General features: G+C 35.5%; 24 protein-coding genes and 4 pseudogenes. 19 read left to right on the top strand and 9 right to left on the bottom strand.

What is annotated here, in order from left to right:
* Nucleotides 1-167: 167 nt before the first annotated feature.
* Together PSR14_RS23185 and PSR14_RS23180 are read right to left on the bottom strand one after the other, a co-directional pair.
* Nucleotides 168-515: a hypothetical protein gene (locus tag PSR14_RS23185; protein ID WP_113732712.1), complete on the bottom strand. Its 348-nt coding sequence runs from the start codon at nt 513-515 to the stop codon at nt 168-170.
* A 202-nt stretch (nt 516-717) separates the two neighbouring features.
* Nucleotides 718-1,404: an IS6 family transposase gene (locus tag PSR14_RS23180; RefSeq protein WP_098487801.1), complete on the bottom strand. Its 687-nt coding sequence runs from the start codon at nt 1,402-1,404 to the stop codon at nt 718-720.
* A 105-nt stretch (nt 1,405-1,509) separates the two neighbouring features.
* Here PSR14_RS23180 and PSR14_RS23175 point away from each other — a divergent pair.
* A pseudogene (locus tag PSR14_RS23175) lies at nt 1,510-1,992 on the top strand (recombinase family protein); the annotation flags it as partial.
* Nucleotides 1,993-2,402: 410 nt separating this feature from the next.
* Nucleotides 2,403-2,529, top strand: a pseudogene (locus PSR14_RS23170) (helix-turn-helix domain-containing protein); the annotation flags it as partial.
* 686 nt (nt 2,530-3,215) lie between these two features.
* Here the strand turns inward: PSR14_RS23170 and PSR14_RS23165 are convergent.
* The gene (locus PSR14_RS23165; RefSeq protein ID WP_098487799.1) at nt 3,216-4,292 is read right to left on the bottom strand and encodes a Ger(x)C family spore germination protein; all 1,077 of its coding nucleotides are present in this window, start codon (nt 4,290-4,292) and stop codon (nt 3,216-3,218) included.
* A 928-nt stretch (nt 4,293-5,220) separates the two neighbouring features.
* On the opposite strand from PSR14_RS23165, the gene PSR14_RS23160 reads away from it, so the two are divergent.
* Entirely contained in the window at nt 5,221-6,036 is an 816-nt protein-coding gene (locus PSR14_RS23160) for a 5'-nucleotidase, lipoprotein e(P4) family (RefSeq protein WP_069356796.1), read from the top strand.
* A gap of 693 nt (nt 6,037-6,729) precedes the next feature.
* Nucleotides 6,730-7,180 (top strand): annotated as a pseudogene (locus tag PSR14_RS23155) (DDE-type integrase/transposase/recombinase).
* A gap of 26 nt (nt 7,181-7,206) precedes the next feature.
* Here PSR14_RS23155 and PSR14_RS23150 read toward each other — a convergent pair.
* A complete protein-coding gene (locus PSR14_RS23150) occupies nt 7,207-7,392 on the bottom strand; it encodes a YqbF domain-containing protein (RefSeq protein ID WP_098487798.1) in 186 nt (61 codons plus the stop codon).
* 624 nt (nt 7,393-8,016) lie between these two features.
* On the opposite strand from PSR14_RS23150, the gene PSR14_RS23145 reads away from it, so the two are divergent.
* From PSR14_RS23145 to PSR14_RS23135, 3 genes are all read left to right on the top strand, one after another.
* Nucleotides 8,017-9,828, top strand: a complete 1,812-nt coding sequence (locus PSR14_RS23145) for an acyltransferase family protein (RefSeq protein ID WP_098487797.1) — start codon at nt 8,017-8,019, stop codon at nt 9,826-9,828.
* 133 nt (nt 9,829-9,961) lie between these two features.
* The gene (locus PSR14_RS23140; RefSeq protein WP_098487796.1) at nt 9,962-10,642 is read left to right on the top strand and encodes an autotransporter; all 681 of its coding nucleotides are present in this window, start codon (nt 9,962-9,964) and stop codon (nt 10,640-10,642) included.
* A 20-nt stretch (nt 10,643-10,662) separates the two neighbouring features.
* Nucleotides 10,663-10,935, top strand: coding sequence for a hypothetical protein (locus PSR14_RS23135; RefSeq protein WP_069356799.1), 273 nt, complete (start codon nt 10,663-10,665; stop codon nt 10,933-10,935).
* Nucleotides 10,936-10,992: 57 nt separating this feature from the next.
* Here PSR14_RS23135 and PSR14_RS23130 read toward each other — a convergent pair.
* A pseudogene (locus PSR14_RS23130) lies at nt 10,993-11,139 on the bottom strand (IS6 family transposase); the annotation flags it as partial.
* A gap of 134 nt (nt 11,140-11,273) precedes the next feature.
* A complete protein-coding gene (locus tag PSR14_RS23125; protein ID WP_098487795.1) occupies nt 11,274-11,750 on the bottom strand; it encodes a SpaA isopeptide-forming pilin-related protein in 477 nt (158 codons plus the stop codon).
* 329 nt (nt 11,751-12,079) lie between these two features.
* On the opposite strand from PSR14_RS23125, the gene PSR14_RS23120 reads away from it, so the two are divergent.
* The 5 genes from PSR14_RS23120 (at nt 12,080) to PSR14_RS23100 (ending at nt 17,077) form a co-directional block, all read left to right on the top strand.
* A complete protein-coding gene (locus PSR14_RS23120) occupies nt 12,080-12,661 on the top strand; it encodes a carbonic anhydrase (RefSeq protein ID WP_098487794.1) in 582 nt (193 codons plus the stop codon).
* Between the two features lie 32 nt (nt 12,662-12,693).
* Nucleotides 12,694-14,442, top strand: coding sequence for a SulP family inorganic anion transporter (locus PSR14_RS23115; RefSeq protein ID WP_098487793.1), 1,749 nt, complete (start codon nt 12,694-12,696; stop codon nt 14,440-14,442).
* 229 nt (nt 14,443-14,671) lie between these two features.
* Nucleotides 14,672-14,902: a hypothetical protein gene (locus tag PSR14_RS23110; protein ID WP_065486461.1), complete on the top strand. Its 231-nt coding sequence runs from the start codon at nt 14,672-14,674 to the stop codon at nt 14,900-14,902.
* Nucleotides 14,903-14,915: 13 nt separating this feature from the next.
* Nucleotides 14,916-15,953 (top strand): hypothetical protein, encoded by a 1,038-nt coding sequence (locus PSR14_RS23105; protein ID WP_134208077.1) that lies wholly within the window; start codon nt 14,916-14,918, stop codon nt 15,951-15,953.
* A gap of 581 nt (nt 15,954-16,534) precedes the next feature.
* A complete protein-coding gene (locus PSR14_RS23100) occupies nt 16,535-17,077 on the top strand; it encodes a hypothetical protein (protein WP_000136353.1) in 543 nt (180 codons plus the stop codon).
* A 190-nt stretch (nt 17,078-17,267) separates the two neighbouring features.
* On the opposite strand, the gene PSR14_RS23095 is transcribed toward PSR14_RS23100, so the two are convergent.
* Nucleotides 17,268-17,597: a hypothetical protein gene (locus tag PSR14_RS23095; RefSeq protein ID WP_065486456.1), complete on the bottom strand. Its 330-nt coding sequence runs from the start codon at nt 17,595-17,597 to the stop codon at nt 17,268-17,270.
* Between the two features lie 401 nt (nt 17,598-17,998).
* Here PSR14_RS23095 and PSR14_RS23090 point away from each other — a divergent pair, with 401 nt between their 5' ends.
* Complete coding sequence (locus tag PSR14_RS23090) at nt 17,999-18,226, top strand: helix-turn-helix domain-containing protein (RefSeq protein ID WP_078188141.1); 228 nt, start codon at nt 17,999-18,001, stop codon at nt 18,224-18,226.
* 75 nt (nt 18,227-18,301) lie between these two features.
* Nucleotides 18,302-18,511: a hypothetical protein gene (locus PSR14_RS23085; RefSeq protein ID WP_098487849.1), complete on the top strand. Its 210-nt coding sequence runs from the start codon at nt 18,302-18,304 to the stop codon at nt 18,509-18,511.
* 23 nt (nt 18,512-18,534) lie between these two features.
* On the opposite strand, the gene PSR14_RS23080 is transcribed toward PSR14_RS23085, so the two are convergent.
* Complete coding sequence (locus PSR14_RS23080; protein WP_098487850.1) at nt 18,535-19,968, bottom strand: IS4 family transposase; 1,434 nt, start codon at nt 19,966-19,968, stop codon at nt 18,535-18,537.
* A 164-nt stretch (nt 19,969-20,132) separates the two neighbouring features.
* On the opposite strand from PSR14_RS23080, the gene PSR14_RS23075 reads away from it, so the two are divergent.
* Nucleotides 20,133-20,663 carry a BofC C-terminal domain-containing protein gene (locus tag PSR14_RS23075; RefSeq protein WP_000871180.1) on the top strand — a complete coding sequence of 177 codons (531 nt, stop codon included), beginning with the start codon at nt 20,133-20,135 and terminating at the stop codon, nt 20,661-20,663.
* 13 nt (nt 20,664-20,676) lie between these two features.
* On the opposite strand, the gene PSR14_RS23070 is transcribed toward PSR14_RS23075, so the two are convergent.
* Complete coding sequence (locus PSR14_RS23070) at nt 20,677-21,621, bottom strand: iron-hydroxamate ABC transporter substrate-binding protein (protein WP_000823601.1); 945 nt, start codon at nt 21,619-21,621, stop codon at nt 20,677-20,679.
* 188 nt (nt 21,622-21,809) lie between these two features.
* On the opposite strand from PSR14_RS23070, the gene ruvA reads away from it, so the two are divergent.
* The 4 genes from ruvA to queA are packed head-to-tail and all read left to right on the top strand — an operon-like array spanning nt 21,810 to nt 24,703.
* Complete coding sequence (ruvA, locus tag PSR14_RS23065; protein WP_000464511.1) at nt 21,810-22,427, top strand: Holliday junction DNA helicase RuvA; 618 nt, start codon at nt 21,810-21,812, stop codon at nt 22,425-22,427.
* 5 nt (nt 22,428-22,432) lie between these two features.
* A complete protein-coding gene (ruvB, locus tag PSR14_RS23060) occupies nt 22,433-23,434 on the top strand; it encodes a Holliday junction branch migration DNA helicase RuvB (RefSeq protein WP_000344452.1) in 1,002 nt (333 codons plus the stop codon).
* The gene (locus PSR14_RS23055) at nt 23,431-23,631 is read left to right on the top strand and encodes a DUF2905 domain-containing protein (RefSeq protein WP_000138162.1); all 201 of its coding nucleotides are present in this window, start codon (nt 23,431-23,433) and stop codon (nt 23,629-23,631) included. Before ruvB ends, PSR14_RS23055 begins: the two co-directional genes overlap by 4 nt.
* Nucleotides 23,632-23,650: 19 nt before the next feature.
* Complete coding sequence (queA, locus tag PSR14_RS23050) at nt 23,651-24,703, top strand: tRNA preQ1(34) S-adenosylmethionine ribosyltransferase-isomerase QueA (RefSeq protein ID WP_000354032.1); 1,053 nt, start codon at nt 23,651-23,653, stop codon at nt 24,701-24,703.
* Nucleotides 24,704-24,710 lie beyond the last annotated feature (7 nt).

Below are 24,710 nucleotides of genomic sequence, written 5' to 3'. Positions count from 1 at the left end.
TTCTGAAGGCGTATTCATCCTAAAAAATACTGTAATGATAATGGTTTGTAGTCGTTAGCATATAATTTCTCCAAAATAATATGGATATGGTGCCCCTATATGAATAGCAAATTCAATATTATATGTATTCCATATATGGCTGAAAAATGAAGTAGGACTGCAAAACATCAGTCAAACGTTGTAAGTAATTTGAAAAACTTCTTAAAATATACTATTTCCTCATCTGTAAAATGGTACATAGATTGAATAGTAGCAAAATCATGTTTAAGACCAATGATTTTTTCATTATTATCATATTCTAACTCATCTAAAGCACCACTATTAGATAATTTAATCAGGAAATCTAGCATAGGTTTACTAGAAACATCCTGATAATCTGATAAATTTATCTTCGAATCATTTAGGGTATCTGCAAAAGCCTGGTGGGAAGCAATTGCCCCATTAGACAATAACATACCGCCTACTATTAACATTGGAATGCTTTTTTCTTTAATTTGCTTCATTATTTTTTGCATGTATTAATCTCCTTTACTAAAATATTATCGTTACTATGAAGCGTGATAATCTTACTTATCGCCAATATTAAATTTACCTTATATTAATATTAAAAACTATTAGATATTTGTCCGTTTTAAAGGGACATTTTCTTCGTATACAAACTGGTTCTGTTGCAAAGTTTGAAAAAGTTTAAACGGGTAGAGAAATGAGAGGAAATATTTATGCAGTAGCTACTAATTTTTGTAATTCATTGTATACCGAAAAGGCGAAATTTGTTTGAAAATTTCGCCTCTGTTTATAGATAGCCTGAATCGTTTCGATTCCTTTGATGGTACGAGAAGCATGACGAAGATTTTGAAATCCTGCGGATTTAACAAAACGTCGTTTGACATAACGATGATCCTGTTCAATGAGATTATTACGATGTTTAATCGTACAGTGCCTGGTATGTGTGTAATAATCGTCTTTCTGTAATTTTTTTAATGCACAAAGTAAAGCAGGAGCCTTGTCTGTCGTAAGAACCGATGGTTCTCCAAACTGTTTGACTAGTCTTTTCATGAAGGCATAAGCTGCTTGATGATTACGTGTTTTTCGGAGTTGAAAGTCTAGTGTATGTCCCTCACTATCAATGGCGCGATATAAATAACACCATTCTCCTTTGACTTTGATATACGTCTCATCCAAATGCCAAGCATGGTGTGCTGATTTGTTTTTCTTCTTCCACATTTGATAGATGAGATTTCCATATTCATGCACCCAACGCATGATGGTTGTAGGATGAACTGATACACCACGTTCTTTCAAGATTTCAGATACATCCCGATAGCTTAAAGAAAAACGACAGTAATAGCCGACGGCTACTAAAATAATGTCTTTCTTGAACTGTTTCCCTTTAAAATATCTCATTTTGGATGCTCCTCACTCTGTTTTGCAAAAGTTTAGCTTACTTTCAAAAACTTTGCAACAGAACCCTCTACCCGTTTAAACTTTTTCAAACTTTGCAACAGAACCGATTTTTTTCGTAGAAACTATCAACTTGTTAAAATGATGTTGCGAGAAGGAGATATTTTATATGTACAATCACTTGATCGTTTTGGTAGGAATAAAGAAGCAATTTTAAATGAATGGAAAGATATCACCAAAAATATAAAAGCACATATTGTCATTACAGATATGCCTTTATTAGACACAACCAAATATAAAGATAATTTGGGCAATCTGATTACCGATCTTGTCCTTCAAATTCTTTCTTGGTTAGCAGAGGAAGAGCGTATCAAAATCAAAACACGTCAAAGAGAAGGAATTGATTTAGCTAAAAAACAAGGAAAGCACCTTGGTAGACCCAAAGCAGAAATTACACCTGCATTTATCACTGCATATGATATATGGAAAACTGGAGAAATTACAGCAGTGGAAGCAATAGAGAAAGCGAATGTACCAAAAACTACATTTTATCGCCTAGTTCAAAAATATGAAGCTCAACTAACAAAATAATTGATAGGTGAGAAGAAATATCCAGTTTGTACTTGGCATAGATATTCTATTGGGTTATCTCCTCGTCGGGATAATCATTGCATGTATAGTTTGTTATCTCGAATGTAGAGAGTAACTTTCTCAATACCAATATATATATAATTTCATGTAAAATAAATGTGCTAACACTTATACTAACTTTTTATAACTTTCTCCTAAACACCGCAAGCCCCACTTGTGGTGTTTATTTTATATAAAAAAGAGAAAAAATTTTCCGATACGATGAGCTTTACTACTGTGAATGCAATTATCATCCTAATTTATCTCCTTATTTGAATCCTCTTTTTTTTCTCTTTACCATATACGTAACAACACGTTTTGAAATATGCATTTTTGCATATTACTGTTTTGAATATCTCTATAAAACCAACCTACAAATTACAAATCAATTTATTGAGGCAATATCAAGAATAGCAATCCGGAAAAGTTACAGCTGTCGGAGCAATGAGAAAATACGATATAAAACGTTCTTCTTTTTATAAAATAATAAAAGCATAGGAAGCACAAGAGAAAACGAAACATATAGCTAAAAATGAAGATGACATGTAGAAAGATGGTAATCGAGTTTCTTTCTATTTATATAAGGATTGCACGAGGCGCTTTAGTGCATACCTTGTATTTTGAATCATCCTTGCGAAATTTGACGAATCCACAACACGTGTTAAGGGGATTCCCTTGATAGTTTTTGGGACCATTGTCCATATCAAACTCTTTGTTAGGCTTCTCGTACAAGAAAAGGAAGAGAAAACATTTATGCTATATACAAACAAAAGAGAAGTCACATTCCAACTTCTCTTTTGTGACGTACAAGGAATGACAGCAATTATCCAGAATCCCTTAAACGTTAATGATATGTTGCAACATCACTTATGACATCACGGCTTTTAAAAGAGGAAGAGCAATTCCCCAAAGTGTGAATAGAGTAAGTGTAAGCGTCATATATATGCCCCCTTTCCTTCTAAAAGGATATTTTTTAGTATAAGTATACTTGGATTTTTTCTCAATAAAAAATAGTCTCAAAATGAAAAATATGCATAATTACATATTTAAGAGTTAAGAAAGCATCACGTATTTACACAAAGGCGCAAGACGAGCGTATACCTGATTACAGATATTTGTCCTCTTTCCTCACTTATCATAGCAAAATGATTTACATAAAATGAAGGAAGATGTATTACTTGTTCTTATTCTATAACACCAGAATTTGTAAGTGTGACATGATAAGATGTATGAATAGAGAAATTCGGATACTGTTCTTCCCATTCTTTTTCTTGAAACGATCGATTTATTTCTTTCCACTTCTTTCCTAATCCTAACGGATCTGTATGCAATACTTGGAATTGCTGAATCAAATATTGACTTTTTCGTTTTAAATCTTGTTCTATTGCTTGTTCTATACGTTTGACAACATGCCGTTGCTGCAAATTTTCATTACCTGTGATTTCTTGTATACGCCCTTTTATATGAACATCAATGAAGAAAGCGGGTGTTCCTTTATATGTTTTTAGTGTGTACTTTGGTTGAGATACAATATTTTGTATGACAATAGAATTCGAACCGTAAGAAAAGGTATGCATATCAAAAGCGTGCTTTTCTAACAAACCTTTGAAAATAAATAAGTCCTTCGCTTTTACCTCTCCAACCATCTTTTCCCTTTTAAATAAAGCGACTCCAGTAATATGTATTTTTCCATTTGTATGCCTCACAATGGGGAAAAATGTGTCACTTCCTTCTTGATAAAATTTAAAGCTACTGGCATGTAAATTCATATGAGGCAATACTCCTTGATCCATATTATGATTTAACAATCGATACAAATAAAGCGAAACATTTTCCGTTGTTTGATACGGGTAGGTGACGAATTTTTTTACATCTCCTTCTATAATGGCAATTTGTAAAGCATGTCCAATAGAAGCTTCCCTCGTTAATACATCAATAGACGCAGACAATCCTTGCTCCGCTAATGATTGAGAAAATAATGCAACGCGTAGTTGGCCACTCACCAGTGGACGTCCCGCTTGTATATTTGCAAGTTGTTTTGCTCCTTTCATGGAATGCGCAGTACTTTGAAATATTTGTACTTTATTTCCTTTTGTACGTTGAGGAGCAATAAACGTCATCCGTATTTGTTTTTTATATGCTTCAAATATGACCGCTTGCACAAGATTTACATCATCAATGATTGTTTTAGGGAGACATCCACTGCCTAAAAAGAATACGATGCATCCAATTAACATTCTTTTTACATATAATAATTTCATTTGATTTCACCTGTCTATCATTTTAAAACGTTACTTTTTTGTACATACAAAAGACACCTAGACTTTTATATCCCCTTTTGGGTTGGTAGTATGGTAACACCTAAAATAGAATTGTATACAAATTTATTTGGGTTACAGAACCAATGCTAAAAAATAAAAATGACATATTCATCTTACTGCCACATCCATACACATCTATTTTTATAAGGAAAAAATCCATCCGTGTTTTTATCATGTACCAAAGGAGAAATATTCAAACTCTTCTTTTGGTATACTTAAATATTTTAATTTTGAGGTTTGTTGCAAAATTTTAAAAAACGAATATCTTGTACAAAATATGGTTATCGTTTAAGAAATTCTGAATACTTGCTGTTATTCCTAGTACGTCGAACAAGAGATGTTTGGAATATGGCTTGATGAGAGCCCTTGTTTTACAAAGTTGAATATCAAAGGTGTATCCTTCTTGTTTAATCTCACAATACAGGTAGTATTTCTTGTGAAATAAAATTTTTATATGACTGTCTTCGCTTGTTCATTCAAACAATAAGCAGGATTTAAATATACATTTTTGCCTATCGTAGTCTTTTTGTGCTTATATAACCAATATTGAACACAATGATGGTTTTTTTCACCAAATACATCCCTTTCCACCTTAAATACACCATTCAGATTCTCCTGCAATCGACTTTATTTTATATTCAATACAAAAATAACCCTAGCGATTTAATATAAAGCCACGATGCTATAAACGCCCTTAAAATGTTTTTAGGTAATTTCCGTATCATAAAAATGCAAAAAAACACCTTTTCGTTCTTAAAAAAAATAAAAGAAAGGGGGATTTCTAATAAAAGAGGATTGTATTTTTAGTATAACTCCTGTAAGGTAAGCGCATACCATACAAAACATACGTCCAGGAGGGTGATACACAATGAAACCTATTTTAAAAACCAGTATAGCTTTAATGCTGTTCTCTCTTTCTCTCATGGGATGTCAGTCACCACAAACACAGCCGAAACAACCATCTCCATTAACCGAACAACAAGTTATGGCAGATGCTTGGTATCAAACGGCTGGAGAAGTCAAAGCGCTCTATCATCAAGGGTATAATATCGGAAAAATGAAATTAGATGCGGCACTTACCAAAGGTAACGAGAAAAAGCCTGCCATCGTTTTAGACTTAGATGAAACAGTTGTGGATAATAGTCCGTATCAAGCTATGACAGTAAAAGAGAAAAAAGGGTTCCCTTATAAATGGGAGGAATGGATTCAACAAGCGAAGGCAGAAGCTCTCCCTGGCGCAGTTTCCTTTTTACAATATGCAAATGAAAAAGGTGTAGCAATCTATTACATTTCCAATCGCAAACAAAATCAATTAGATGCCACTTTACAGAATTTACAGAAGTTGAATATTCCGCAAGCTGATAAAGAGCATGTCTTATTGCAAGGACCAGGGGAAAAAGGGAAAGAAGAGCGAAGAAAGAAAGTGGCGACAGAAAACGATATTGTTCTATTCTTTGGAGATAATTTATCTGATTTTACTGGATTTGATGAAAAATCTGTACAAGATAGAAATCAAGCGGTAGAAGCGATGCACGAAGCATTTGGAGAAAAATTTATTGTGTTCCCGAATCCGATGTATGGGGATTGGGAATCCGCTTTATATCAATATGATTTTAAAAAGTCAGATGCTGAAAAAGATAAACTCCGTAAAGATGCATTGCGTGTATTTGAAGATGTGAAATAGCGGTCAAATAGAGGGATGTTTACTATTTATTTTATAAGCTGTGGTAAGCTGTCATTTGGAAGGTTGAGCGCATTCGCTCAATCTTTTTTCCTATTTTTTACGATCCCATGATTAGATTGCAACATATGACGAATACACAATATCTATCAAGGGGATTGCCTTGACGGTAAATCGTTAATGTATCAACTATAGAAGGCTTCTATCCCAATCTTTATGTTTTAAACAAACGTTTGATTCGGTGTCCTCGTACGAACCTCCTACGGATTCGTTGTAATTCGTCAATGTTTTTATATATTTTTTAAGAAAGGGACCTTCGTATGTATAAATCTAATTTCGTTGCTTTCTTACTATTCATGATCTCTTTTTCTTGTTACGTCATCTATGTAACCAAAAACCCGCTCAATTTGCATCCCGTCGTTTTATTATCTATTATGTTGATTACAATTATAGGTATCATTCTTTTTAGTGATTTCTATGATACAACTTATATGAAATATATACTTCTCATGGGATTGTTTCTGTATCTCATTCTTATATGTAGTACACTGCTAAACATCATATGAGTGTGGATGTACAATAACATACCAGCATTTTTTTACTTGTCTCCTAAGGATAAGTGACAAATAAAGGTTCTGTTGCAAAGTTTTTAAAAGTAAGCGAAACTTTTGCAAAATAGAGTGAGGAGCATCGAAAATGGAAGATTTTAAAGGGAATCAATTCAAGAAAGATATTATTTTGGTAGCGGTCGGCTACTACTGCCGTTTTTCTTTAAGTTATCGCGATGTATCTGAACTTTTGAGAGAACGCGGCATATCTGTTCATCCGAAAACTATCATGCGTTGTTCTCACAACAGATAAGGCTCCTGCTCTACTTTGTGCACTCACAAAACTGAAATATAATGGACTTTATGTGCATACGAAACATTGTACTGTTAAGCATTTCAATAATTTTATCGAACAAGATCATAGACATATCAAGTGACGTTTTGTTAAATCCGCAGGATTTCAAAATCTCCGCCATGCTTCACGTACATTAAAAGGAATCAAAACGATTCATGCTATATATAAGCAAAAGAGAAGTCACATTCCTGATTTCTCTTTTTCGACGTACAAAGAATTACAGCAATTATTCAAAATTTCTTAAACAATAACCATAGTGTATAAATGGGATTAGTTTTTTTCAAACTTTGCAATAGAACCGAAAGGAGGAATGGTGTTTTCTTCACGTACCTGAAACCAATCGCTTTTTCGTAAATATTGATATTCCCGTTTTGTAATCTTACATTCTTTGTGTAATAGAAAACGATGACCAAATGCATAATAAGATGCACCCTTTACCAAAGTTGCGTAATACATAGATCAACAGTCCTTTTCATAAAAGCATACGAAAAGGAAACAAATGTATTGTCTCCTTTCCACTGTAAAGATAGATTGTACAGCCTACCCTCTTTCTATTAGGATAACTGATCGTTTGGTTTTTTATACCAATTTCGTATAGAACGCAAGACAATGTTTTTATACATGCCTTTAACTGCTTTTTTATAGGATAGACAAAAAAGGGATTCTGGGATAAGAGAACCTTTTGGCTACGAAATACTAGGCCTCACCATACATGTCCATCAACTTAAGAGAACAAATAAAATAAAATAAAATTCTCCTCAAAGCAGCTACAAACTGTTCAACATATGGGTTGTTCTAATAAAAAGAGGATTGTATTTTCGGTATAACTCCTGTAAGGTAAGCGCATACCATACAAAACATACGTCCAGGAGGATTCTGTTGCAAAGTTTGAAAAAACATAAACTCATTTACAAAATATAGTTAACGTTTAAGGGAGCCTGAATAATTGCTGTGCATGCAATTAAAAAAGTCTTACGAAATGCTATTGGTAATAGTTTAACTGATACGATTTTAGGAGATTAATAGCATTTTATGCTGTTATTATTAACCTAATTTCCAAGAAATAGAGGTGAATGTAGGGTGGCTAAACCTTTTAAAAAAAATAGTCGTTATATGGTTGGGTTGGACAGTCTAAGGGGCCTAGCTATACTAGGTGTTATTTTGTATCATATTAATTTTAATTGGATGCCTGGAGGTTTTTTAGGAGTTACTGTATTTTTTGTACTTTCAGGTTATTTGATTACAGATATTCTAGCGATAGAGTGGAAGAGAAATAAGAGAATTGATTTAAAAAAATTCTGGCTTAGTAGGGCAAGGAGATTACTTCCGGGAATGCTTGTTATGCTCGTTATAACGTTGGCATGGATTACGATTTTTCATAGCTCTTTACTTGAAAAAATGCGCGGAGATTCATTAGCGGCATTATTTTATGTTAGTAACTGGTGGTATATTTATCATAAATTATCGTACTTTGATAATTTTAACCAGCTTTCACCATTGAATCATTTTTGGTCGTTAGCAGTTGAGGAACAATTCTACGTTGTTTGGCCGTTTATCATTAGTTTAGGGCTTTACTACATAAAAAAACAATCCCGTATGATTTTATTAATTTGTCTGGGAGCCGTTGCTTCCGCTTTAGCGATGGCAATTTTGTATGAACCTGGAGCTGATCCGAGCAGAATATATTATGGTACAGATACGAGGGCCTTTTCCTTACTTATCGGAGCGGTACTTGCCTTAGTTTGGCCAAGCAATAGGCTAGCAAATAAAATTATCCCAAAGGCGCGTTTCATTCTTGATGTAGTGGGGGGCATTGCCCTTATTATTATTTTGATTATGTTTTGGAAGACCAATCAATATGATCCATTTCTATACAAGGGAGGAATGGTTCTTTTATCAATTGCAACAGCATTGTTAGTGGCAAATCTAGCTCATCCAGCTAGTCGTATTGCTCAATTTTTACGATTTAGACCTTTACGCTGGATAGGGATAAGATCGTATGGCATATACCTCTGGCATTATCCAATTCTTACATTGACGACTCCAAAGGTAAACGCTGAGGATTTTTCATTAATAAGAGCAATCCTTCAATTTCTTTTGATTATATTGATTGCACAAATTTCATGGAAGTTTATTGAAAAACCAATCCGACAAGGAGCGCTCCGGAACATTCAGTTTAAGAATTTAAGAATTCAAAATGTCACTTTAGGTGTTAAGTTAGCTTTAATTTGTACATTATTCGTTTCGTCAATAGCAGTCGTAGGGTTATCAAAAGCTAGTAAGGCTAAGGAGAATTCTCAACAAGATAAGGTGGAAACAGCACAAACACAACCGGCGCCACATCCAGTTGCAGTTTGGGAAAATCCAAATCAAGTGACGTCTCAAAAACAAGGGGAATCAAGAGAAGTAAATTCTGCGCAACCTAAAAATTCACTGACAGTTACTGCGATAGGCGATTCCGTTATGATTGATATTACTCCGTATTTAAAAAATACTTTTCCTGATATTAGGATTGATGCGCAAATTGGTCGCCAGCTGTCAAAAGCGATTCCGGTAGTTGAACAGTTAAAATATGAAGGGAATTTAGGAAACTATGTCATTATTGGATTAGGTACAAATGGAGCCTTTACTACTGAGCAACTTGTCTCATTAATAAAAGTAATTGGAAACGAACGTAAAATCATATTTATTAATACGAGAGTACCACGTCCATGGGAATCAATCGTGAATGAGAGACTGAAAGCTACGGCATCTGAATACCCGAATATAACTCTAGTTGATTGGTATGCAGCAAGTGCTGGAAAGAAAGACTACTTTGCACCTGACGGTGTGCATTTAACCAAAGTAGGTGCAGAAGCTTACGCAGCACTTGTAGCCAAAGCAGTGAAGTAATAATGAAATATGTTTTATTAATTTTTGGTTCCACCACATCGCTATTAAGCTAACAGGTTCTGGTGCAAAAAGTGAAACGCTTTAAAATTGAAATAGTTAAAAATAGATTCATATAAGGGGAACAGAATTAAGTATGAGAAAATATTTTTTTAGTATGACTATGTTGATTTTATTCATGGTTTATCTTCCTGTATCCGTTACATATGCACAGGAAAACAACAGCCATTTAAGTAATATTGAGAAAATGATTAGCGTTTTTAACGATAATACTAATCTAGGAGAAAAAATCAGCTATATTAGAAATAATGATTTGAATGATTGGCCAGTTCAAGAAATGAATCAGGTCCTAGATAAATTAGATAATTTAAATCTGAGTATAATGGAACGAGCAAGTTTAAAAAGCGAGGTCATACGTTCTTCAGGATTTTCTAATTTCGATTTTAAAGGAACAAATGCAGACGTATTAGCATTTAAGGAATTAAAAATAGAAATTATAGAGATTGATCAGGTACTTACATTATATAGAAGAAGCAAGGCTGGTGAACCAGAATCTAAACGTGGTCTTGGTTATTGGTGGGGAGATAAAGAAAGAAATATTGAAGAAACTAGAAATGAGTTAGCCGTATTAGAGGCTTGGGGGAATCCGCTCAATATACAATATAAAATCACGGTACCTGAAGGGAGCAGAATACTTAAAGGAATTACAGCTTCTCAAACTCAATACCTTGAAAGTACAAGTATAGTTCAAGAATATAGGGAAGGTGGGGCTATGCAATACTGGATTAATAAGGTAGATAACAACTGGTTACAATAAAAAATGATTAGGAGGATACCGTGACAAATCATCATGAATTTATAAGTTTAGCTCTAGATTGTGAGCGTATTATAAAACAAAATATTCCTAGTAATCCTGAAGATGCTAAAAGATATCATTTAATGTTAAACGAACTTAAAGGTTTAAGAATGACTATAAAATCAAATCAATTAAATGACAGGTTATATTATTTATCCATCACACAAATGCTTGAAAAAGATGATCCAAGAAAAGTATTGCAAGCCGTTTTAAAGCTTAATACATTTTATTGTAACTACTATCAAAATTTATAACATTATTAGGTTCTGTTGCAAAGCTCGAAAAAGTATACGATAATTCACAAAATCTGGTTAGATTTTAAGTACCCTGAATAACTCCTGTAATTCCTTGCACGCCGCAAAAGAGAAATCAAGAATGTGACTTCTCTTTTGCCTATATATAGCATGAATCGTTTCGATTCCTTTTAATGTACGTGAAGCATGGCGAAGATTTTGAAAGGAATCAAAATCCACTTATTGATTACCCTGAATGGGTTCCGCAAATTTGGAACTCATACTAAAATATTTACATAATCTCTAGTACGTTAAAACCCTTTGAAAAACTGAAATCGTTTTTCAAAGGGTTTTGTTTTTTAATATAATGTGAACATATTGTACACATTATGCTGATAGATTTCTCCATTTGTTTTAAAAGATCCAGAAAACGTTCTTGTCTCAGGGACATATCTTCCCCCATTTGTTTCTGGATATGCGGATGTTTGTTTACAGGAAAAAGAAAGATTCAAAGGGAGTTGAAACGAAACTTTTCCATTTTTATCCGTTCGTTTCTTTGCATACTCTGTATTGTCCTTTTTATTATAGATTGTAAACTCTACATTTGCTAAGTTGTTTCCAGGATAATATTTAAATCCCCCGGGCTCACTATGATCATATTTCCATTCCATAGCTGTCAATGTAATTTCTAATGTTCCCACTTCACTTTTTTGTGTTTGTAGTGATGGTTCACTAGCTGCTTGTACATTTTGCGTTGCCGCTGCACTAAACAGAACTGCACCTGTTACAAAGGGTACAGCTAGAAATCGAATTGCATATTTTACAGTTTTGTTCATTCTATTTCCTCCTTCATATATGAAATGGATTGTTCCTAATAAACATCCATTTTTCTCAATTTGTCTCCCTCGTAACAATTCCAAGTTTTACATAAAACAGCTATCATGATGATAGATTCAGCTTTCATTCTTTTCTATTTCACCATGAATCAATTATATATAGGTAATTCTCATGTTTTAGGTTATTGACACCAAATTTTATCCTCTCTAGACTAAACATAAGATCACGTCCGAATTCGTATCAAAAGCTTACCAATCTTAAAAATTGGCAAGTTTTTTTTATTTCAGCCTATTCATGTGATCGTACTTAATAAGGGAGGCGTTATCAAGTGACATTGCTAGAAAATATATTGACGCATAATGAAACGTTTGTACAAAAACAAGAGTACAAACCTTTTTCTACGACCAAATTTCCAAATAAAAAGTTATTGATTGTAACGTGTATGGATACCAGACTGCTAACATTGTTACCACAGGCATTGGGCTTACAAAATGGAGATGCTAAAGTCATAAAGAACGCAGGTGCTGTGATTTCCCATCCTTTTGGTAGTATGATGCGAAGTATCATACTGGGCATTTATGAATTACAAGTGGAGGAAATTTGTGTAATTGGTCATGAAGATTGTGGCATGGCGGGTTTGCAAGCTGAGCCGCTATTAGAAAAGGTAAAACAGCAAGGCATTGATTCCACCTGCATTCGTACCTTACAACATGCAGGAATCGATCTATCTACATGGTTAACCGGTTTCCGAAACGTACAGGAAAGTGTTCAACATAGTGTAGAAATGATACGCCAGCATCCTTTATTACCGTCTTCTGTACCTGTGCATGGACTTGTCATTCACCCCAAAACAGGAAATTTAGAAGTCGTTGTAGAGGGATATTCCTACGCACATACAACAAGTCCTTAAATGAAATGACTGCAGGAAGAGGAGGCATAAAGATGAGATTTTCAGGCAGATACACAGGATATAACTTCGCGAACTTACAAAAAGATATGTTAGCAGGATTGGTTGTAGGAATCGTAGCGATTCCACTTGCCATGGCATTTGCTATTGCTTGTGGCGTACGACCCGAATATGGTATTTATACGACGATTATCGCAGGGACTCTCGTATCCGTATTTGGTGGATCAAAATATCAGATTGCAGGACCAACAGGCGCATTTGTACCAATCTTACTCGGCGTTGTGATGCAATATGGCTATGAAAACCTATTGATTGCAGGTTTTATGGCAGGAATTTTACTTGTTATCATGGGCGTCTGCAAACTAGGAAGGTTTATCACCTTTATTCCGCGCCCTGTCATGATTGGTTTTACAACGGGGATTGCGGTTATTATTTTTTCTGGACAGATTGCAAATTTTTTAGGGCTTCATCACCTGGAAAAGCAAGAAACCTTTTTTTATAACATGAAAGAAATAGGGACAAATATCGCAGAACTAAATCCGTATAGTATCCTTACCGCTTTTCTATGCTTAGGAATTGTGATTGCAGCTACAAAATGGTTACCTCGAATTCCAGGCGCATTATTGGGATTGGTCATTTCAAGTGTGATCGCAACCCTGTTATTTCCGAATCAAATCGAAACGATTGGGACTACATACGGCGATATCCCGCATCAACTACCGGACTTCCAAATGCCTGAATTTACATGGGATACTGTCCTTATATTACTTCCAGCAGCCTGTATCATTGCGGCATTAGGTGGGATTGAATCATTGTTGTCTGCCATGGTGGCAGATAACATGGCAAACAGCAAACATAATAGTAATAAAGAACTGGTGGGACAAGGAATTGCAAATATGGTGGCACCGTTATTTGGCGGTATTCCTGCGACGGGTGCCATCGCTAGAACCGCAACGAATATTAAAAATGGGGCGACTTCTCCCGTATCAGGTATGATACACGGAATAGTAGTATTACTAGTATTATTATTCCTGTCTCCGCTTGCTTTTCATATTCCACTAGCTAGTATGGCACCTATTTTAATGGTCGTTGCTTGGAATATGAGTGAGAAGCATGAATTTATTCATATTCTGAAAACAAGAACAGGGGACACCCTGGTACTTGTTTGGACTTTTTTCTTAACCATTTTCACAGATCTTACAACCGGAGTAAGCGTGGGGTTACTCCTTGCGTTTCTTCTGTTTATTGGAAAAATGAGCAAATCTTTACACGTTCAAAAAGTATTGCCAGATCCAGTAGATTCCTATGTCAAGTCAGACATCGTCACAAGTGGGAAAAATTGTCCGCAAATCAGTATCTTTACCGTAGAGGGCCCTTTATTCTTCGGCACTATAAAAGAATTCGAAACATCTATAGAAGCAGCCTTACAGTCTAACGCTCACATTCTTCTCCTACGTATGGGGGATGTTTCTTTTATGGATACTTCGGCAGAGTCTGCAGTAGAACACATTCGAAAAAAGATGCTAGAAAAACAAGGAACCCTTTTGGTTTCCGGTATCCAGCATCAACCGAAAGACATATTCTATCAAACAGGGTTATACGAAAGAATTGGCGAACCACACTTTTTCACACGTACAGGAGTAGCATTGCATTTTGCACTACAAGAATTGGAGATATCTAAATGTAAAGGCTGTAAACAATTTGCGTTTCAAGAATGTACAACACTTTCTGGACAATCTGCAGAATCAGATAAGAAACGTTCTCCCTTGGAAATCAACATGTAAATCATGAAGTAACGTGATAAGTATATCGGCTGTATGTTCGTTTGTTCACAAAAGACCTATGTTTTAGAGGACATTTCTATAAAAGGTCCTCTTTTTTCTTTCTTCTGTATGCTTCAAGAAGGAAAATGCAGGAGTATAGTTAAATACTTATAGTGGTGCCATACACCATTTTTTTAAAACCATCGAAGACAAACCGAATATATCATCTAAATGAGGAGGGAGCGGTCCGATGGAATTAGAACAAGTTGTGCGCAAATATGAAACAGATTTATTACGTTTACCTTATGTTGTAGGAGTAGGAATGGGATTTGTACAAGAAAAAGAAGTGATTCAAGTATTTGTTTCGAAAAAAGTACCACGTTCTCAATTAAAAGCAGCGGAACAAATACCTACACAATTAGAAACATACCCAACGAACATTATAGAAGTGGGGACCATTACAAATCATTACACGGGATAAGGAGGAGAGTGTTATGGGGAAACATTCAAATATAAAGGTGTTGACTGTTCAGGAACAACAAGACATTCAAAAAGTGCAGCAAAGTGTAGAGGATGATTTCTTACAGTTTCGGAATGTAACAGGTATTGGAGCCGGTATTCAACAGGTAAATGGGATTATGACAGGCACACCCTCTTTACTTGTATTTGTAGATCAAAAACTACCTGTTGAAACATTGGAAACGAATCAAGTCATTCCAAAAGAAGTAAATGGAATCAAAACCGACGTCATTCAAACAGGATATCTATTTGCTGGGACTCAACAAACATTACAAGTTGATACACAAGCCCTTTCCACTCGAGTTCGCCCAGCAAAAGGAGGGTATAGCGTTGCTCATCGAAATGTGACGGCAGGTACGATTGCGACTTGCGTATATGATATATTACCGAATGGTTCTACCAATCCGCCAGCACATGGATATGGTATCCCAAATCGATACTATATACTAAGTAACAATCATGTCTTAGCGAATAGTAATAACGCGAACATAGGTGATCCTATTTTACAACCTGGCCCGATTGATGGAGGGAGCGATCCAGCGGATCGGATTGCGACCTTATCAAGATTTATCCCAATTACCTTTTCTTCACAAGTACCACTTGAAAATCAAAACAATCTCGTTGATGCCGCGATTGCAGAAGCACCTTTTCATCAGATAGATCGTTCAATTCATTGGATTGGTTCTGTGCAAGGCTGGCGACGAAAACAAAATGTTACCGTCGGTACACGCGTCATGAAAACGGGACGGACCACAAATCATACACATGGCGTCATCACTGCAGTAAACGCAACCGTCGATGTAAATTACGGAAGTGGTAGGGTTGCACGGTTTCGAGATCAAATTGTCACAACCAACCTTTCTTCGGGCGGAGACTCTGGCTCTTTAATCACGACAAATGATGGTGTTGCCATTGGCTTGTTATTTGCTGGTTCAACCTCAGTTACAATCGCCAATCATATAGAACATGTACGATCGTTACTTGGCATCGAAGTGGCAGAAAACATATTATAAACCTGTTCTACCCATACGAGACCTATTCAACATCTAATCGCTATATGTTATATAATTCTTTTTCTAAAACAAATGAAAAAACGAACACCATGTAATCTTTTTCAAGGCCTTTACAAGGATTTCAAACAAAAATTACGCCTTGGTATCAAAACCAAGGCGTACCAATCAGGATGATGAGCAAGCACATGTTTACGGAACAGGTACTCATATGCTAATTACTCCGGAACAAGATAATAATCTATCCTACTTATATATGACAAGATAAAAAAGATGGGATTAGACTATGTACCTAGTACTTTTAATAATTCTATAGCTGCTGGAATAACGGCTCCTAAAAATGTTAACACAGCGATTGTGATGGCCATATGTATAAATCCCCTTCCCTAATAAAGAATTTTTCTCATTATAACGTTTAATGGATATAGATGCAATAGTTTTTTAACTTTTCAGAAATTATATTTTTCCTTCCATTACTTTCACAAAAAACAGTTTCGCACTACCACTCTCATTCTTTGTTCAAAGGGAATTTCGTCTTTTTATCGAATCTATACACCATACCCTGTTTAGAGGAGTGATTTTCATTGACAGAAATCGTAAAAATTGAGGAACTCAACACATTCTTGCCTTTGGCTTCTTTAGAAGCACTACCTGTGGAAGAACAAAAGATGCGACTACAATATTGGAAAGAGCACTTTTCAATCAAAGAAATCTTAGAAGGATTAGGAACCTATAAAAATAAACTCTATGATTTGTATAAAAAACATGAAATTACGACCCAAGGGCACATGCAGGCAAAACGAAAAGGAAAAGAAAAAACTACTCCCAAAGAAGATACACCTAACACTCTAGAATATACTCATTCCACCGAACCAGCTCAAACGCAAACACTCCCATCAACCATCCCAATGCAAGATGTACCCGTGATTTCAGAAACTAAACCGACAACAATTCCGTCAGCACCGATAGAGCCTTCTATTCCAGAATCCTTTCATATCCACTATACAGGCCGTAAATCAAAACAGAAAGTCATTCACCAATTACAAGCGCTCGCTACTTTGTTAGAAGAAGAATCACACGAGCAATACCAGTTCTCGATCCAAATTGAAACAACATGCTTAAAATAAAAACAGACAAAGGATACAAACCACCTATAATTTTCTTAACCTTTTGTATAAAGTACAGCTTGTATGAGAAAACTGTTAATCATCCATAATATGTATTCCATTTTGAGTAGCCATTATTAGCTACTCTTTTTTTATTACTTACTGTTCACTTACAATACTTTTTCAAATGGGATATCACCATATATATTAATTAGGATGCAGAATATTTTTGTATCGTTTCTAGGACAGCTGACACAATGCTTTGCATATGTTGATGCAATTCCGTTATTTGTAGCAATAATTTTTCTCTTTTATATGTTTTCATCTCCCGCACCATTCCTACAGAAAGTCTTTTTATTTCTTGATATGATTCTGAGCTTTCAAATGCTACTGTCTCTATATATGCTAATTTCGGAAATGAATTGTGCTGTTCTTGTTTCTTGCTCTCCCATTGCTGAAATACATATTGAATCCATAGCCGGATTTCTTCTTGCATAAGTATGAATTTCTGTATTTGCTCTTCTTTTTTATTGCCCCTCATTACAGTTCACTCCATTCTATTTCCATATCAAAAACCTCTCAAAATAATTTTTTTATGTTTTATTTTGAGATCCCCTTTGTTTCTAAAACATATAGCTCATTCACCAAAGAATCATATTCTCTTCGTGTGATTTGCTTTCTATACAACTGAATTAATAACTCTTGATGTGCTTTTGAAAATGCCATTTTGTCAATCCATTTGGGATACATGCGATGCCTCTCTCCATTTCTGTCTGAACATTTTGTCACATTGCATTATTTTATCTCGATATTCAAGTTCGTTCAATTAAAAATATAATTTTTTGAAAATATCAATTTACAATTGACTTATAAGTCATTACAATAGACCTATAATATAGGAAAAAGAGGACATTAGACCTTTACAACATATAGGAGATGCATATGAATGACATGAAACTACAAGATGTTATGACCACTAACGAAGCAAGCTATCGATGGAATATTAACGAATCCACCTTACGAATGCGGATTAAAAATAGTCCTATAATCGACGAGTTAAAAACACAAGGATTAATTAAGTATTTCCTGAAACCCGGAAACAAACGTGGAGAATATTTATTCACTGTTGAAGCGATGGAACGTCTTTATGGTAAAGAAAAAAGAAGGTAATAGAAAGCCCTCAGCACCCACCAAGACTGCGAGGACTTTCCACAATATCATTTCCATTCAGAAAGGATGACAAATATGTCAAACGCTTTACAAATTAAAAATGATGAAGCTATTGTATCACATTCTGAAAGACCACAACAGACACCTCAGACGCCAAAAAATAAGCTACTTGGGGTCACCATACATGCCCATCAACTTAAGGATGGATACAAAACAAAATTTTGTTCATTTGAACTAAAATCTCCCCAAATGGAGGGATTTATTAAAAATAAGCACGCAAAATAAACCCTAACGGGTTTCATTTTTTCTTATGCAGCTTTCTTTTGCTTGCTGCATCCACTATACTCATAGATAACACCCATGATATCAAAGACAGTTTTCTTCTCATATCGATGAGATTTCCGTCCGTTTTGTTGTAGAAGGTGGAACAGGCGGGTTAGAAGATTTGTTATCTCTTGGGTGTTTTGTATGGATTGATAGAGGAGAAATAGATGGTCTTGAATCATTCCAATTGCTTTATATTCACTTAATTCTTTTTGCTTCTTCTGTAATAAAAGTTGACGCATTTTAAACATGGTAGAAGAACATAAGAAAATAGCGATCAGTTTTCCGTATAAATGGCACTCTATTCTTTCTTGTTTGACAGTGCGACAATGATCTATATCAAATAATGATTTCCACGTTTTAAAAACAATTTCTATCTGCCAGCGTAATGTATACAATTCATGTACTTGTTCCATCGGAACCCATTCCCAAGGTGCATTTGTCACATATACATTTAATCCCGCTACTAATTTACTTTTCTCTGAATAGGTTCTGTGTTTTGACTTTTCTTTTTCTGTAATTTTCTCTAGGCGTTTTTGTAATTGTGCCGCTGTTAAACGATGAAAAACGAGACGTGAAAATAACTGCTGTTTATCTCCAATATAAGCTTGCTGATATTCTATCGTTTCCCCTGGTTGGAGTTGATTCAAAATCTGTATGACATTGATTTGTATGTATTCTGATTGTTTTTTAATGGAACCATTTTTAAAATACTCCGGATCTGGATTTTTTACATATACGTTTGTATTTAACTTTAACCGCGAAATATAATACGTACCCCGTTGATCCATTTGATCTAAATCCTCTAATGAAAAATACCCTAAATCACGAATACATAAATCGCCTGGCCGTAACGTATCTAAACATTCTGTTCCGAATGTTTTATCATTATTTTTTCCAGGTTCCACTTGAAAATTAAGAAATTGTCCACTATGCAAATCATATTCTAATTGAATTTTGATCCCAGCGGTTTGCGCACAGCCACCTGAACCAGGATATATATGTTCCAAAGTATGGGGTACTTGAAACATAGTGGCATCCATGATGCGAATACGTTTAAAATGCGCAAAAAGTTGGCTAGAAATGTGTGTTTGTTCACAGATTTTTTGTTGTAACAACAAAGAAAAGATATGTTTTAAAAATAACACTGATTTTTCATTAAATCGTTTATTTAAGCCCTCCGGGCTAAGTACAGTACCTGTAACTGCGTGAAGTCTACTACATAATCGTACTAAAGGATCACTGGCCACCCTTTGACTAATCCAAATACAAATGGTAGCTAAATCTGATCCCGAAAATTTGCGTTTTCTCTTTACAAACTTCATCTCTCTTGCTAGTTCTTCCAAAAATTCAGGTGTGATATAGCGCTGTAATTCTTCCGCAAATGGTTGTAATTCATCTTGAATCGCGAGATTCATAAAAAAACGTCACCCTTTCTCATTTATATTATGTAAGAAAGAATAACGTTTTTTTGTACTTGGGGGTAGTAAAAAGCCTTAAGTTGATGGGCATGGGATAAAACCCCCATTTCCGGAAAAACTACTAATGAAAGTATGATCTTGCCTAAAAGAGGTGAACGGAAATGAAATGGATACTGATTGCGATGCAAGCTTTCGTTATGATGTTTTGTTTCGTTTATGGAACGAATGCGAAGGCGGAAGGGCCAGTACCAGAAGTAACAGAGAAAGACCCTCAAGTTACAATTTTATTAGAGCGAATGTATGTTGATGGAGAAGTAAGTGAGGAAATCTTTACAGAAAAAGTAGCAGACTTAGAAAAGTTTTTACAGCAATATAAAGAATGGCAGCTCGTTGATCGTGATGATGTACAAATCGTATTACAAAAGAAAGTTGACGATATTTCTCCGTTATTAAAAACGAGCGGTTATTTTGGAGTGTCAGAGGAAGGGATATTACAAATTTTCAAAGGTGTACCGAAAAGCGATAATGCGATTCATTCCTTCTTTCAAATTGATATGAAAAAGCTTGAGAGTTATGAGCGTGCGAAATTGAAACGTGGTATTCGTATTAAATCAAAAGAAGGTTTTGTGAAGACGATTGAAAAAATGAAACAATATGCAGTGCAAAATAAGAAAAAAAGCAGCTCATGGTGAGCTGCTTTTTTTCTTATTTATTTTTATCTAAAATTTGTTTTGCGATTTCATCGATTAGCATATCTTTTCCGATTGGATTGAAAGCTTTCGTATTGAAGATTTCGTTTGATACTTCATATACGTGATTGTTTTTTACAGCTCTATTGTCTTTCCAAACGGCACTGTTTTTGTAGTCTTCGTAAACTTTATCAGCTTCACCGCCAAAGTTTACAATAAACATTTGGTCAGGTTGGAATGCAACAAGACCTTCTAGCGATACTTGCGCCATCGTTTGTTTTAAATCTGTGCCTTTTGTTGCTGGAAGTTTTAAGTCGTTAAAGATGATGTCACCGTACCCGAAGCTACCGTATACGCGGAAGTTTTGTGGTGTAACTGCGATGAACATAAAGCTCTCATCTTTTGTTTTCTCCTTAATCTTTTTAGATAAAGAGTCGGCTTTTTTATCGTAGTCTGCAATCCATTTGTCGGCTTTCTTTTCTTCGTCAAATAGTTTACCTACTTCTTTAAACTTACCGCGCCAGTCTTCTAAGTTTGTTTCTAGAACAACTGTCGGTGCTACTTTTTCTAGTTGATCATAAATTTTTAATTGACGATTGTTCAAAATAATTAAGTCTGGTTTTAAAGCAGTAACAGCTTCTAAATCAACTTTAGGTGCCCAATACCAACCTACTGCTTTTACTCCGTCTAGCTTTTCTGTCAAATGCTTTTGGATTTTATCTTTATATGTATTTGCTGTACCAACAGGTTTGTGTCCAAGAAGTAATAATTCTTCTGTTGAACCAGATAAATCAACAATTCTCTTTGGATTTACTGGAATTGTAGCTTCCCCTTTAGCGTGTTTTACAACTTTTGTTTTCGGTTGTTCTTTTGCTTTTGATTCTTCTTTTTGAGAAGAACAGCCAACGATAGAAAGAACAACTAGCATAATAGTAAATAAAATAAATAGCTTACGTTTCATCCTGATGTAACCCCTTTAATTAGTATTGATAATCATTATCGACTTCTGTATATTAATGTGCTTCATGCTTTCTGTCAATGGAAAATAACAGAAGTTTCAAATAGAGAACATTTGTTGGGGTAGTCTCGCTTTTCTATCATTAAATATGTTAAAATGGAATACATGATTTAAGAGGGAGAGATCGTATTTTGTTTGAATATGTTACAGGTTACGTGGAGTATGTAGGACCGGAATATGTCGTAATTGATCATAATGGAATTGGTTATCAAATTTTCACACCGAATCCGTATGTATTTCAAAGAAGTAAGCAAGAAATCCGTGTCTATACATATCATTATGTGAGAGAAGATATTATGGCGCTTTACGGGTTTAAAACACGTGAAGAGCGTTTATTATTTACAAAGTTGTTAGGCGTGTCTGGTATTGGACCAAAAGGCGCTCTTGCAATTTTAGCTTCTGGTCAAACAGGACAGGTCGTTCAAGCGATTGAACATGAGGATGAGAAGTTTTTAGTGAAGTTCCCGGGCGTAGGGAAGAAAACAGCGCGCCAAATGATTTTAGATTTAAAAGGAAAACTAGCAGATGTTGTACCAGATGCATTTGTTGATTTATTCTCAGATACAGAACGTTTTGATGAGAAGAAAGGTTCTTCAGCTGAGCTTGATGAGGCGTTGGAAGCTCTGCGCGCACTTGGATACGCGGAACGAGAAGTTTCTCGCGTTGTACCAGAGTTATTAAAAGAATCATTAACGACGGATCAGTATATTAAAAAGGCACTTAGTCTTTTACTAAATGGTAAGAGGTGAGTATAATGGACGAACGTCTCCTTTCAGGGGAATCAGCATATGAAGATGCGGATTTAGAATATTCATTACGGCCACAGACGCTCCGTCAGTATATTGGCCAAGATAAAGCGAAACATAATTTAGAGGTGTTTATTGAAGCGGCGAAAATGCGTGAAGAGACGCTAGATCACGTGCTTTTATATGGACCACCAGGTCTTGGTAAAACGACGCTTGCGAATATTATTGCCAATGAAATGGGCGTAAATGTTAGAACAACTTCAGGACCGGCAATTGAAAGGCCAGGTGATTTAGCGGCTGTTTTAACAGCACTTCAGCCAGGGGATGTATTATTTATTGATGAAATTCATCGTTTGCATAGATCAATTGAAGAAGTACTATATCCTGCAATGGAAGATTTTTGCCTTGATATTGTAATTGGAAAAGGACCGTCAGCAAGGTCTGTACGTTTAGATTTACCGCCATTTACATTAGTTGGAGCAACGACGCGTGCAGGTGCATTATCAGCGCCATTACGTGACCGTTTCGGTGTACTTTCAAGATTAGAGTATTACACAGTAGATCAGCTTTCTGCGATTGTGGAACGTACAGGAGAAGTATTTGAAGTTGAAATTGACTCGTTAGCCGCACTAGAAATTGCAAGACGTGCTCGTGGTACACCTCGTATTGCGAATCGTTTATTACGACGTGTACGAGATTTCGCACAAGTTCGGGGTAACGGAACGGTTACGATGGAAATTACACAAATGGCGTTAGAACTACTGCAAGTAGATAAATTAGGTCTAGATCATATTGACCATAAATTATTGCTTGGTATTATTGAGAAGTTCCGTGGTGGTCCAGTTGGATTAGAAACGGTTTCGGCAACGATTGGAGAAGAATCTCATACGATTGAAGATGTGTATGAGCCGTATTTATTACAAATTGGCTTTTTACAACGAACGCCAAGGGGGCGAATTGTAACGCCACTTGCATATGAGCATTTCGGAATGGAGATGCCAAAAGTATGACGGAGATGCCAAAATTGCTTATTACAGCAGGGATCTTACTTATCGTTGTTGGCTTAGCTTGGAAGTTCATTGGAAGACTTCCAGGCGATATTTTTGTGAAAAAAGGAAACGTTACCTTTTATTTTCCTATCATTACATGTATTGTGTTAAGTATTGTATTATCTTTTATTATGTATATAATAAATCGATTCAAATAAGAAATAGGTGGATATAGTTATGGATATTAATCTGTTTGATTTTCATTTACCAGAAGAACTTATTGCACAAGTCCCATTAGAAGAGCGTGAAACATCAAGATTAATGGTGTTAGACCGTGAAACAGGCGATATTGAGCATAAACATTTTACAGACATTCTTTCTTACTTACATGAGGGGGATTGCTTAGTTTTAAATGAAACGAAAGTAATGCCTGCTCGTCTGCATGGTGTGAAAGAAGATACAGGCGCACACATTGAAGTACTTCTTTTAAAACAAGAAGAAGGCGATAAGTGGGAGACGCTTGTTAAGCCAGCGAAACGTGTAAAAGAAGGAACTGTTATCTCTTTTGGCGAAGGAAAATTAAAAGCAACTTGCACAGGAACTGCAGATCAAGGTGGACGTCAGCTTGAATTTTCATATGACGGCATCTTCTATGAAATTTTAGATGAACTTGGAGAAATGCCACTTCCTCCATATATTAAAGAGACGCTAGAAGATCGCGATCGCTATCAAACAGTATATGCGAAAGAAATCGGTTCAGCAGCAGCGCCGACTGCAGGACTTCATTTTACAGAAGAGTTACTGGAGAAGTTAAAACAAAAAGGCGTTGAGTTAGCATTTATTACACTTCACGTAGGGCTTGGAACATTTAGACCCGTTTCTGCTGATACGATTGAAGAACACCATATGCACGCAGAATATTACTATATGTCTGAAGAGACGGCGGCATTATTAAACCGTGTAAAAGAGAATGGTGGACGTATCATTACGGTAGGTACGACTTCAACTCGTACGTTAGAAACAATTGCGACAGATCATGACGGCAAGCTTTGTGCTGCTTCTGGCTGGACAGACATTTTTATGTACCCAGGTTACGAATTTAAAGCAATTGATGGTTTAATTACAAACTTCCATTTACCGAAGTCAACATTAATTATGCTTGTAAGTGCATTTGCAAACAGAGATAATGTACTTCATGCTTATAATGAAGCAGTAAAAGAAAAATATCGTTTCTTTAGCTTTGGTGATGCAATGTTCGTTGCCTCTCACGCTAAAATGGGAAACAAATAAAAGGAGT

This window comes from Bacillus sp. A01H, assembly GCF_045277205.1.
Taxonomy (GTDB): Bacteria; Bacillota; Bacilli; order Bacillales; family Bacillaceae_G; genus Bacillus_A; species Bacillus_A paranthracis.
This window is presented reverse-complemented; position numbering and strand designations above follow the sequence as displayed.

Bases quoted from the DNA above. Each gene is read 5' to 3' on its own strand.
- PSR14_RS23185 (WP_113732712.1), bottom strand. From the start codon at position 515: ATGCAAAAAATAATGAAGCAAATTAAAGAAAAAAGCATTCCAATGTTA.
- PSR14_RS23180 (WP_098487801.1), bottom strand. From the start codon at position 1,404: ATGAGATATTTTAAAGGGAAACAGTTCAAGAAAGACATTATTTTAGTA.
- PSR14_RS23165 (WP_098487799.1), bottom strand. From the start codon at position 4,292: ATGAAATTATTATATGTAAAAAGAATGTTAATTGGATGCATCGTATTC.
- PSR14_RS23160 (WP_069356796.1), top strand. From the start codon at position 5,221: ATGAAACCTATTTTAAAAACCAGTATAGCTTTAATGCTGTTCTCTCTT.
- PSR14_RS23150 (WP_098487798.1), bottom strand. From the start codon at position 7,392: ATGTATTACGCAACTTTGGTAAAGGGTGCATCTTATTATGCATTTGGT.
- PSR14_RS23140 (WP_098487796.1), top strand. From the start codon at position 9,962: ATGAGAAAATATTTTTTTAGTATGACTATGTTGATTTTATTCATGGTT.
- PSR14_RS23125 (WP_098487795.1), bottom strand. From the start codon at position 11,750: ATGAACAAAACTGTAAAATATGCAATTCGATTTCTAGCTGTACCCTTT.
- PSR14_RS23115 (WP_098487793.1), top strand. From the start codon at position 12,694: ATGAGATTTTCAGGCAGATACACAGGATATAACTTCGCGAACTTACAA.
- PSR14_RS23110 (WP_065486461.1), top strand. From the start codon at position 14,672: ATGGAATTAGAACAAGTTGTGCGCAAATATGAAACAGATTTATTACGT.
- PSR14_RS23105 (WP_134208077.1), top strand. From the start codon at position 14,916: ATGGGGAAACATTCAAATATAAAGGTGTTGACTGTTCAGGAACAACAA.
- PSR14_RS23095 (WP_065486456.1), bottom strand. From the start codon at position 17,597: ATGAGGGGCAATAAAAAAGAAGAGCAAATACAGAAATTCATACTTATG.
- PSR14_RS23090 (WP_078188141.1), top strand. From the start codon at position 17,999: ATGAATGACATGAAACTACAAGATGTTATGACCACTAACGAAGCAAGC.
- PSR14_RS23085 (WP_098487849.1), top strand. From the start codon at position 18,302: ATGTCAAACGCTTTACAAATTAAAAATGATGAAGCTATTGTATCACAT.
- PSR14_RS23080 (WP_098487850.1), bottom strand. From the start codon at position 19,968: ATGAATCTCGCGATTCAAGATGAATTACAACCATTTGCGGAAGAATTA.
- PSR14_RS23075 (WP_000871180.1), top strand. From the start codon at position 20,133: ATGAAATGGATACTGATTGCGATGCAAGCTTTCGTTATGATGTTTTGT.
- PSR14_RS23070 (WP_000823601.1), bottom strand. From the start codon at position 21,621: ATGAAACGTAAGCTATTTATTTTATTTACTATTATGCTAGTTGTTCTT.
- ruvB (WP_000344452.1), top strand. From the start codon at position 22,433: ATGGACGAACGTCTCCTTTCAGGGGAATCAGCATATGAAGATGCGGAT.
- PSR14_RS23055 (WP_000138162.1), top strand. From the start codon at position 23,431: ATGACGGAGATGCCAAAATTGCTTATTACAGCAGGGATCTTACTTATC.
- queA (WP_000354032.1), top strand. From the start codon at position 23,651: ATGGATATTAATCTGTTTGATTTTCATTTACCAGAAGAACTTATTGCA.